The organism is Veillonella rogosae JCM 15642, assembly GCF_002959775.1.
Lineage (GTDB): Bacteria > Bacillota > Negativicutes > Veillonellales > Veillonellaceae > Veillonella > Veillonella rogosae.
In genome coordinates this window covers 89,124-100,341 of record NZ_PPCX01000007.1, presented here as the reverse complement: position 1 = coordinate 100,341, position 11,218 = coordinate 89,124, and the positions used below count along the sequence as shown (strand labels likewise).

10 protein-coding genes are annotated in these 11,218 nt (G+C 37.3%); all 10 read right to left on the bottom strand.

Annotation, left to right across the window (positions count from 1 at the left end; all coding sequences use genetic code 11):
• Positions 1–30: 30 nt before the first annotated feature.
• Positions 31–1,149: an IS256-like element ISVesp1 family transposase gene (locus tag VRHSUH09_RS03850; protein ID WP_105081111.1), complete on the bottom strand. Its 1,119-nt coding sequence runs from the start codon at positions 1,147–1,149 to the stop codon at positions 31–33.
• A gap of 381 nt (positions 1,150–1,530) precedes the next feature.
• Positions 1,531–2,766, bottom strand: coding sequence for a putative porin (locus tag VRHSUH09_RS03845; RefSeq protein ID WP_054747813.1), 1,236 nt, complete (start codon positions 2,764–2,766; stop codon positions 1,531–1,533).
• Between the two features lie 609 nt (positions 2,767–3,375).
• Entirely contained in the window at positions 3,376–4,635 is a 1,260-nt protein-coding gene (locus VRHSUH09_RS03840; protein ID WP_054747811.1) for an S-layer homology domain-containing protein, read from the bottom strand.
• Between the two features lie 632 nt (positions 4,636–5,267).
• Positions 5,268–5,852, bottom strand: a complete 585-nt coding sequence (lepB, locus tag VRHSUH09_RS03835) for a signal peptidase I (RefSeq protein WP_105081438.1) — start codon at positions 5,850–5,852, stop codon at positions 5,268–5,270.
• Positions 5,853–5,861: 9 nt separating this feature from the next.
• Positions 5,862–6,731 carry a YitT family protein gene (locus VRHSUH09_RS03830; protein ID WP_009352688.1) on the bottom strand — a complete coding sequence of 290 codons (870 nt, stop codon included), beginning with the start codon at positions 6,729–6,731 and terminating at the stop codon, positions 5,862–5,864.
• Complete coding sequence (locus tag VRHSUH09_RS03825; protein ID WP_054747809.1) at positions 6,721–7,248, bottom strand: RuvC family protein; 528 nt, start codon at positions 7,246–7,248, stop codon at positions 6,721–6,723. Before VRHSUH09_RS03825 ends, VRHSUH09_RS03830 begins: the two co-directional genes overlap by 11 nt.
• Before the next feature lie 114 nt (positions 7,249–7,362).
• Positions 7,363–8,577, bottom strand: coding sequence for a DUF3084 domain-containing protein (locus VRHSUH09_RS03820; RefSeq protein WP_105081437.1), 1,215 nt, complete (start codon positions 8,575–8,577; stop codon positions 7,363–7,365).
• Positions 8,578–8,662: 85 nt separating this feature from the next.
• Positions 8,663–9,754, bottom strand: coding sequence for an LptF/LptG family permease (locus VRHSUH09_RS03815; RefSeq protein ID WP_105081436.1), 1,092 nt, complete (start codon positions 9,752–9,754; stop codon positions 8,663–8,665).
• An 8-nt stretch (positions 9,755–9,762) separates the two neighbouring features.
• Positions 9,763–10,482 (bottom strand): LPS export ABC transporter ATP-binding protein, encoded by a 720-nt coding sequence (lptB, locus tag VRHSUH09_RS03810; RefSeq protein WP_105081435.1) that lies wholly within the window; start codon positions 10,480–10,482, stop codon positions 9,763–9,765.
• Between the two features lie 9 nt (positions 10,483–10,491).
• Positions 10,492–11,214: an LptA/OstA family protein gene (locus tag VRHSUH09_RS03805; protein ID WP_105081434.1), complete on the bottom strand. Its 723-nt coding sequence runs from the start codon at positions 11,212–11,214 to the stop codon at positions 10,492–10,494.
• Between the last annotated feature and the right edge of the window lie 4 nt (positions 11,215–11,218).

Sequence of the window (11,218 nt, the reverse complement as noted above, 5' to 3'; positions counted from 1 at the left end):
TAGGGTTATAGGACAAAAAGTGTTGCTATTTTAGTCCCAAAGATTGGTAAATAGGCAATCATAATTATGCAAATCACTCCAAACAATAGCATCACCCCAAGTCGGAATAGAAGCTTCTAACCTAGATTGTTCATGTATGGTATGATATATATCAGAAATACTCTTGTTGGTCGGCATAACCTTAAGTATTTCTGCATTAGAAAGCGGGTTTGGTGAGTGCATATAGCACCACCAGAACACCGCTTTTATTCGTCTTTCAATAGACATTCCTCTATGATTACGTAACATAGTGCGTAACTGAGCATTTACACCACCTTCTATACGATTATTAGTAGCTGGGCAGGTACATGTTAACGATGCATCTAAGTAAGTAAATAAACATCTTTTGTTAATCAATTTAACTAAGGAATTTTCTGCTTTTATAAGTCGTTCATGTTTAGGTCGTATCGTACCATTTTCATCAACTGTTATTTCTGATAGGAATACCCTATGTCGTACTTTCCATGACATAACGTTTTGTACCCACTTCATAGCATGATCTTGCGTGTGTATTGTTAATAAATCCCTTGCAATTCCATATAACTCACAACCAGCAATCGTTTTAGGACGTATTGTTGTATAGCGTTTTACTTGTTGAAATGCATGAAATAAGCACCTTTGTAGTTTGGCTTTCGGCCAAACTTTTTTTAATGCCTTTTGAAAGCCGGTACCACCATCGGATATAACTACTATAGGTGATGAAATACGTCGTAATAAAGCCTCCCAAGCCTTAGAATGCTCATATCTACAAACATACCAGCCTAAGACATGCGTCTCATTACAACAGATTAAAATACAAGCATTTCTAGCTAAATAAATACCATCAACAAATACCACACTACTTGATGATTCAACTTTTGGTGGTAATGGCCAAAGCTCCCAAAACTGTGATGTTTTTCTACGAAATGAACGTCCATCGCCAGCCATATCTAACTGTGTGTGTTTACCAAATAACCAATCCAAAAATATCTGTAAATTATTATTAGTTTTATTCACTTTATTTGTGAATGAGCAAGAACATTGATTACAATACCAACGTTGAGAACCCGCACTTGTTTTACCATTTCTCTTACAGACGAAACCACAATTAGGGCATCTGACTAGTTTCATAATTATACTCCTTCTAAAAAATATATCTCTTTAGAAAGATAAAACCTTTTTTGAGTCAGTAAAATCAAGGGGTTTCCGACTTTTTAGCAACACTTTTTGTCCTATATGTAAAAGTTACTCAAAAAGATAAAATGCCGATGGAGCTAGTATTTAACTAGTTCCATCGGCATTAACAGCAACACTTTTTGTCCTATAACCCATTATTTAACCTTACTAATAAATAAACCCCAAAATTGTTTTACGTACATCATGAGTATCAAAAGGTTAAACATAAATAGCACAATAAAAAGTCTTATATATCAATTTCACATAGCTCTATATATTTTACGCACAAAAAAAGAGACTCCCGAAGGAGTCTCTTTTGTATTGATAACTATCAAATTAGAATTTGTAGTTAAGGTCTGCACGATAGAAGTCAGATTTGTCTTTACCGTCTTGGTCTTTCCAGTCGAAGCCGTAGTATGCGGACAAGCCAACGTTGTTTTGCAATGCGTAGTCAACAGTTGCCATCCAACCTTTAGCATCAGTAGTGTAGATATGGTTCCAAGTAGTATCTACGATTGGAGCACTAGCTTTTGCATTGAAGTATTGACCTTTTACATCCCAAGTACCTTGTTTTTTGATGTTGTAGTTACCATAACCAACGCCTGCAGTCCAAGCAGTGGAGTCGTCAACATGGGAGTCTTTCAACCATTCGCCGCCTACCCAAACTTTGTCGAAGTTAGCGTCAGCGTTGAAACCGTAGATGTTTTTGTAACCATTAGAGCTATCTTGGTTTACACGATTGTAGAAACCACCTACCATAGTGTGTTTACCTACTTTACCGTTCAAGCCAAGGTAAGTATTAGTTACGTTAGCATCTTTAGTTAATTTGTTAGTAGTTGCACCAGCGATAATACCATTGTCACCAGATACCATGTAACCGTAAGCTGCTTGGAAGTTTACTTTATCGTTACCAGCGTTGAATTGAGCACCGTCGAATGTGCCATCGAATGCTAAACCGCCACCAAGAACTTGGTTAAAACGACCAGCTTTAACGGATACGCGTTCACCGAATTTGTGGTTAACATAAGCGCGATCAACAGACACACCTACGTTAGAACCTTTTTCAGAGTTGCCCAATTCGAAGTTGTCAGAAGCTACACGAACTACTGCATCTGTACGATCGTTAACTTTTGCGTTGAATTGCAAACGTGCACGAGCGTCGAATTTGGATTTAGCATGTTCAGCATCACGGTAACGAAGACGAGCATCACCAGTAACTTTTACGTTACCAACGCGGTCTTCCAAGCGAGCTACACGAACGCCTAAGTTGTTCAATTCGTTGGAGAATTCATCAGCCAAACGGTTAATCATAGCTTGTTGTTCAGCGTTAGCGCGGTCTTGGTTAGCCATAGCTTTAGCTACCATTTGAGCCATTTCGTAACGAGTGATGTTGTTTTGGCCTTTGAAAGTGCCATCTGGGTAACCGTTAACGATACCAGCGTTAGCCAATTGGGAAACTGCTTGGTATGCCCAAGAATCTGGAGTTACGTCGGAGAATGGGTTAGCTGCGAATGCAGTAGTTACACCCAAAACTGCTGTTGCTGCGAAGATTGCTGCGAATTGTTTTTTCATAGTTGAATTCCTTCTTTCTGAAAAAAATAGAAATATAAAATGTTACAAGTTATAACATTCACATTCTACTCTGTTCTTCAGATTAAGAATTTCTGGGAGTGTCCACGTTTCCTCGCCACATTCTACATCGAAGTTCTTCGTTTCATGTGTTTGTTATCTCTTGTACGGTGATATTAGCATAACCAAATTTTCGTGTAAACCCTTTTTTCTCAATTTCATTCTCATTATAAAAATTTTATAATTTAAAATGCCTTCAAATTTAGATAATATCTAGTTTTGTGAGGCATAAATTTTTTCAATAAAATTATTAAATTTATCTAGCTTTGACTTAAATGAGATTGTTTATCACTGTAATTATTAAGTAATACTAATCAATAAATACATTATTAATAATCTATTAAAGGTTTTATGCAAAACGGTTCATAAATACCTCATACAATATATTGTGCCAACAACACTGTGAACTACTAATTTATTCGATAATCTAACTCTACTTATATATGTATTTATTTTACTATATATATACTATTATATACAAAAGATAATAAATAAGTTTTTTATGCAACAAAAAAAGACTTCCTAAGAAGCCTTTTTTTGTTTGTGAGGGAATTAGAATTTGTAGTTTAATTCTGCACGGTAGAAATCGGAAAGATCTTTACCGCTTTGGTCTTTAGAGTTAAAACCATAACCAGCAGATAAGCCTACGTTATCTTGTACTGCGTAGTCTACGCTAGCCATGTAACCTTTGTAACCATTAGATGTATTTGTTAAGTCATATGCTTGATCCCAAGTGGAGCTTACGATTGGAGCGTTGGCTTTTTGGTTGAAGTATTGACCTTTTACATCCCATGTACCTTTTTTAGCGATGTCGTAGTTGCCATAACCAACACCGGCTGTCCAAGCTTGGGAGTCATTTACGTTGGATGCTTTCAACCATTCACCACCAACCCATACTTTATCTTTACGGAAGTCCGCATTGAAGCCGTATACGTCTTGGCTATCGGAAGTTACTGTAGCACCGTTGTGATTTAAGTTGCCGCTAGATAATTTGGAGTAGAAGCCACCAACTGTTGATTCTTGGCCAACTTTACCTTTAAGACCTACATAAGCTACGGAAGGGTTATCAGATTTGGAGTTGCCTGCAGCAGCGCCGTCTACCATGTAACCGTAAGCACCTTGTACTTGAACTTTATCGTTGCCTACATTTAATTGAGCACCGTCGAATGTATCATCGTACATCAAACCGCTACCAATTGTTTGTTGGAAACGACCACCTTTAGCGGATACATGATTACCAAATTTGTGATCTACATAAGCACGATCGATTTTTGCATCAGCACCTTTTGTGGAGTCACCAAATTCATAGTTACCTTTTACACGAACAACTGCTTCAGTTTTATCATTTACTTTACCGTTGAATTGTACACGTGCACGGCCATCTGTTAAGGATTTACCATCGGAGTAAACGCCGCTATCTTCAGAACCTTGGTGACGAATACGCATATCACCAGTTACTTTTACATTACCTACGCGGTCTTCCAAGCGAGATACACGAACGCCTAAATTGTTCAACTCGTTAGAGAACTCATCAGCTAAGCGGTTAATCATTGCTTGTTGTTCTGCGTTAGCACGGTCTTGGTTAGCCATTGCTTTAGCTACCATTTGAGCCATTTCGTAACGAGTGATGTTGTTTTGGCCTTTGAAAGTGCCATCTGGGTAACCATTAACGATACCGGATTGTGCTAATTGGGATACTGCTTGGTATGCCCAGCTATCTGGAGTTACATCGGAGAATGGGTTTGCAGCGAACGCTGTTGTTACACCTAATACTGCTGTTGCTGCTAAAATTGTAGCAAATTGTTTTTTCATAATGAATTCCTTCTTTCTTTTCATATAAGAATATATATTCGCAGAAGACATTCACTACATATGTAGTATCACTATTAAAGATCTATTAGGAGTGTCCACGTTTCCTCTACTAATTACCTATCTTAGATCAACCACTTTGTGGTGTCGTCCTTCTGTGATGTGAATATACCACCACTCAAAAAGTTTGTAAAGCATTTTATACAACTAAATTTGATGAAATTTCATTCATGAATAAAAATAATCTCATAAACATAGATTTTTACTGCATTTCTCAAAATTAAATTTTACACAATTTCATTTCTTAAACTTATTTTTTTCTGCTTTTTCATCTAATCAACACTTATCATTAATTAATTTTTCTAATTTATCTGTATTGCAATAAATACTTCTATTTATAAATGTACGATTCAATGCTTTTATTTAATATATTTTCTTCTTTCAAATCATTAATCTACTTTATATAACGTTATATACTAATGCATACTACTAGAAACCATTTACAATGTTGTAAGGCCATCGTAATTTTAACAAAAAAGCCTATCTACAATGTTATTTGATATGTACTCCCTTTACTGGTTGTCCAGTAAAGGGGGTACATATCAATTACATCAATAGATAGGCTTTTACCATTATTAAATTGCGTAGGATACAAATCCTAAAATATGTTCTACAGGTACAGGACCGATAAAACGACTATCGCTAGAGTGATTTCGATTATCCCCCATTACAAATACATGCCCCTCTGGGACTGTTACAGGCGTAGAACGAGTAAAGTTCATTTTAGGATCTTTAGTATATGGCTCTTGCAATTGTTCCCCATTACGCCATACGTGACCATCTTTAAACTCTAATACATCACCAGGGCGACCGATAACGCGTTTTACCCATACATCATTAGTTTGAGCAGCTTTATTAAAAACAGATGCGTAATTCATCAATGGCTCTTTCACATCATCTACCCAAGTACGAGCACGATTGACACGGCTATCGATGATAACAATTTGACCGTAATCTGGCATTTCATTCATGATATGGTGCCATTTTGTAACGATTAAATATTGGCCATTGTGCAATGTATCATCCATAGATTCACCAGATACACGTGTTGGTTGAATCAAGAAGATGTGAATTACCATAGCAATAATCAACGCTAACACGATGGCGTAAATCCAATCTAGAATTTCTTTTATTATTGTATTACCTAATTTATTACTCATATTATCCCCTTAATGACCACCTTTTGTAAATCTTCCACCAAAGACATCGTGTACGTCTTGAATGGTAATAAACGCAGCTGGATCGACTTCATAAACGGTATCCTTTAATCTTGTAATCTCAAGACGTGTTACTACAGAGTATAATATATGCTTCGGTTGTTTTAAATAACCACCTTCACCATACATAATTGTAACACCGCGGTTAAGATTAGCATTTAATGCATCTGCAATATCTTTAGAGTTATCCGCATCAGTAATAATCATAACACCTTTAGATTCTTCAAGACCTGTAATGGTTACATCAATCATCTTATAGGCAATGAAATAAGCAATTAAAGAATACATTGCACTATTCCAGCTATAGACAAAGCCGGCTGCCCCAAGAATGATTAAGTTCATAGCCATTACGATTTCACCTACCGAGAAAGTAGACTTCTTATCCCAAATAATAGCTACGATTTCAGAGCCATCTAAAGAGCCACCATTACGAATAATAAGGCCTACACCAATACCTAAGATTATACCACCAAAGATAGAACCTAAAAATGGATCTGTCGTAATAGGTGTAAAATCATGAGCAAAGTTGGAGAATATAGCCATCCAGACAATGGAAAACAATGTAGATAAAGTAAACCCTTTACCGATTGCTTTATATCCTAAATACAAGAATGGTAAATTGATAAGTACTACGAAAATACTAAAGGATATACCAGATAATTCCGCAGCCATCAACGAAATACCAACTACACCACCGTCGATGATGCTATTGGGTACTAAAAATAAATCTAAGCCCACCGTATAGATAAAGGCCCCTAAAATCATCATTACACAACGCATAATAAGGTTTGACCAGTTACGCGTTGAAGTCTCACTTGTCATGTACTTCTCCTTTTCCGTATAACTGCTCCATAGCATGTAATCGTTTTTCTTCTAACTCACTAGAGCTTATCGTCGCTTCTTTTACTTCGATTTTACTTTGAGCCAACTGCTTTGTATAGCGTAAGCCAATTACAAGCGCCGTTAAATCATCTACAGGTTCAGGTGGAAACTGCATAGATGTAGGAAGAAACTTACGCCATCCTGTAGGCGGATTATATTTCCAATATAATTTACGCGCCTCTTCTGTACTATGAGATTCATCGATTAAGCTTGTAGTGATTTTATGATTACGTCCAATTTGTTGAAGAGATGGATATAAATGTTTATGATTCGTACCATTCCCACATACAATATGAACGATTCCATAATATTCTGTTAGTAGACGTTCAATATCATCATTGAAGGTCTTCGTAGAAATAATGTTCCGACATACCATAGATCCATCAGGTGTTACAATAGCAACACCGGTTTTTTCATTACCTGGGTCTACTGCCAAAATATATGTATTTTCAGTCATTTAACTATCCTCTTTGTAAATACAGTAGTTATATTTTAACATAAAAAGAAGGTCTTATGTAAAAATTTACATAAGACCTTCTCTACTATAATGTATGAAACCAACATACTTATATTAATTCGTTTGCATTTTTACCCTATCATTTAAAGCAGGCATTTGAGTAATACGTAATTTAAGATGTACAGGACCAGAAGAATACGTATCGCCATCTACATAAGCCTCTACATGAACCTTGCCATGCATTGTGCTGACACGCCTAATGGCAGTAAATAAATCATCGCCTGGTATGGTCCCAATATCCCCAGATAAAGAGTCCGGGATAATACCTTTGGCTTTTGCTTTTTCATTTACTTGTTTCAAGAATTGAAGCATAGAGGCTTGAGCATTGCTACCACCATCCATAACAGTAGAGTGAATAACTTCATTGTTCTTATAGATAAACTGTTGTGGATACACTTGGATAAGCGCTACTGCAGGTTCACCAGAAATAATATTTCCTGCCGCTACAACTTGAACAACCATTGGTGTCTTAGAGTCGATTAACTTTTGAGTTGCTACCTCAATATTTTGACGATCAACATAGACTACAGCTTGTCCTTGATCTTCTATACCAAGACGTCGCAATACTAACTGATTAGTATCATCAATAATATGCTTGATAGTCGCATTACTATCTTCAGCACTCAATCCAGGACGAACAACAGCTTGGGCTAATAATTGATCTACTTGGAATAGTATTGTCCCTTCCCGCAGATGAATAATGCCATTTTGCAATTGTTCTTGTGTATTTTGTAGCTCTTTTATATGGGCTTCCATCTTAGCTCGAGTAGCCTCAAGATCAGCTAACTTTTTAGATACCTCTGCATAAGATGATTGTAGTGATGCAAGTTCTGCTTCAGTAGCATCTTTAGCAGCTTGAGCACTAGCTAATTCAGCTTTTGTAACTTCTACTTCGCGACGAATTTGTTCTATCTCGGCCATTCGCTCCTCAAGCTCTTGCTTATTTTGTTCAAGCAAGGCTTTACCACGGATAAGCTCTTGTGTCTTTGCAGCAACCTCTTCATTAAGATGTTTCATATCCGCTCGTAATTGGTCCATACCAAACAATGCAGTTCGCACACTTTGAGATGTAAAGGATAAAACACCTACTGTAGCAGCGGCAACTAGTAGACCCGTTACAATAGTAACAATAATCGATGTATGCTTAGGTCGTAATCCAAAGAGGGACATGCGACGCTTACCAACTTTGGTGCCTAACTTATCTCCCATGTAGGCTATTAGACCACCCATAAGGGCAATAATTATTAAGATTTTAACACCTACTACCATCGAGTCCCTCCTTTCATAAGATTACAATCCTCAATTCAATTTTAAAACTAGATTTCCTAATTCTAGTTTATCTCTTTATCACAGGTTACTTCGATACGCGCCAATTTAAATATAAGCCTGCGATGATACCTAATGTATCAGGTATTAATGCAGCTAATACAGTTGGCATCGCTCCGCCTTTACCTAAAGCACCGGCAAATGTCATTACACCATAGTAGATAAAGATAATTAGAATACTAATACCAAAACCGATTGATGAGCTAGAACGTTGTTTTTGAAGTCCTAGTGGTGCACCTACTAAAGCAAAGACAAAGCTAGCAAGAGGAATTGTAAAACGTTGGTACATTTCCATTTCCAACTTATTAGCATTAGTATATGCTGCCTTATATGCTTTAATTTGATGACGCAACTCCTTAATTGTTAATTCTTCAGGTTTGCGTTGATCTTGCTGAATATCTTTTGGTGCAGATTTAATCGGTAAAGATTGTTCCTTAAACTTCATAGTTCGTTCTACACCATCTCCAGCAGATACGTCATAGATAATACCATTTTGCATTACCCAATACTGACCATTCCAGATAGCAGTGTCAGCATTTTCAACTTGCTGTAGTTTGCCACCTTCTCCAAACTGTTGCACCGTAATCATAGACAACTGTTTAGTCTCAGCATTGTAGCTCTTTGCATACATTAATGTACCTAACTCATCGCCATTCATCGCTTTCAACACAATGTGATTTTGTGTTTGAGGAGTCGCATTTTTCATGATTTCTTCCCGTACAATAGTTTGATACATATGGTTTGTACGAGGTACGACAAATTCATTAAATGCTACCGCACCAATAGAAATCATAAGAGCAATGATATATACCGGCATCGCAAGACGCAAGAAGCTAAGGCCACCGGCACGCATAACTACAATCTCACTAGTACTACTCAAACGACTAAAGGTCATAAGAGACGCCAAGAGTACTGACATAGGGAATGTTAAGATAACAATACTTGGTAAGGCCAAGACAAAGGCTTTCATAACAAGCAATAATGGTGCCCCATATTCAGTAATGTATTGAGCAATTCTAAATAATGTGCCTGTACCAATAAAAATACTGGTAAAAGCAAATACCCCAAATAGGAATGGGCCTACGAAGGCTTTTAAAATATATTTGTCTAATAATCTCATAGTCCCTCCTATAATTTAAAGTTATCCCCTAAGTAATGTTCGCGAGCGATTGGGTCGTTTGCGATTTCATCAGGAGTACCCTCTAGGAGGATTTTGCCACTACTCAAAATATAGGCTTTATCTACAATCCCCAATGTTTCACGCACATTGTGGTCTGTAATCAAGATACCTATACCTCGATTTTTAACATGTAAAATAATTTGTTGAATATCCGCTACTGCAATTGGATCGACACCAGCAAAGGGTTCGTCCAAAAGGATGAAGTTAGGTTCTAGTGCAAGACAACGAGCAATTTCTACACGACGTCGTTCACCACCAGATAATTGCATCCCCATGCGATCACGAACATGACCGATATGGAATTCTTCAATTAACGATTCCACAATAGCCTCAATCTCATCAGATGTTTTCGTCGTAGTCTGTAGCATAGCACGAATATTATCCTCTACAGACATAGATCTAAAGATTGACGCCTCTTGTGGTAGGTATCCAATACCTTCAGCAGCCCGTTTATACATAGGGATATTTGTAATATCCTTGCCATCAACGGTAATGATGCCCGAGCTTGGTCTTTCAATACCTACAATCATATAGAATGACGTAGTTTTACCGGCCCCATTAGGACCTAATAGACCTACAACTTGCCCTTTATCAACGCGTAGACTTACCCCATCTACAACGTTTCTCCCGCTAAAGGTTTTAACTAAGTTTTTGGTTTCTATATACATATACTATCCTTATTTATTCGGAACAATGATGAGCGTACTACGGCCACCTAATGTTTCAGCAGAATCATCAGCTAGACGAATTCTAAGCTCTGGCGCATTTAGCACATTCCCATTTTGAACGGCATGAGCAGAACCAGATAAGAGTACAACACCATCATTTTGGTTAGGTGTTTGTGTGTATGTAGCTCGGTCTGCAGAACCAGATACATTTCTTTCAGGATTATTGAAAGTTACATTACCTTGTGCTACTGCACGAATCTCCTTCAGCCAGCCTTCTACTTGATCACCTGTCAATGTTGTACCTTCAGCAATCAATCGAGCATTACCACTAACGAGACCATATTCGGAATCAGTACTATATTCCACACTATCACCAAAAATTTGGCGATCACCACGTTGTAAATGAACACCACCACTAGCAGTAAATTTATTATTGTTGTAACTGTGAACTGATTGGGCAGACATAGCCATATCAGAACCAATCAAAGATACACCACCTTCAAGACTCGCTTCTTGAGTTTTTGTGTTGTACCAACCATTGGCACCAGTCATAGTTTTATCCGCTTGAGTAATAACAACATTACCAGTTGCATCAGCACGACCTGTATTACCATCATAAGACAATATATCAGCGCTAATAGTCAATGGATCATTTGCAGCCCAAGCTGTAACAGATGCTGTCATGAGCACAGCCAAAATAGCCATACCAATCTGTTTTTTCTTATTCATCATATTT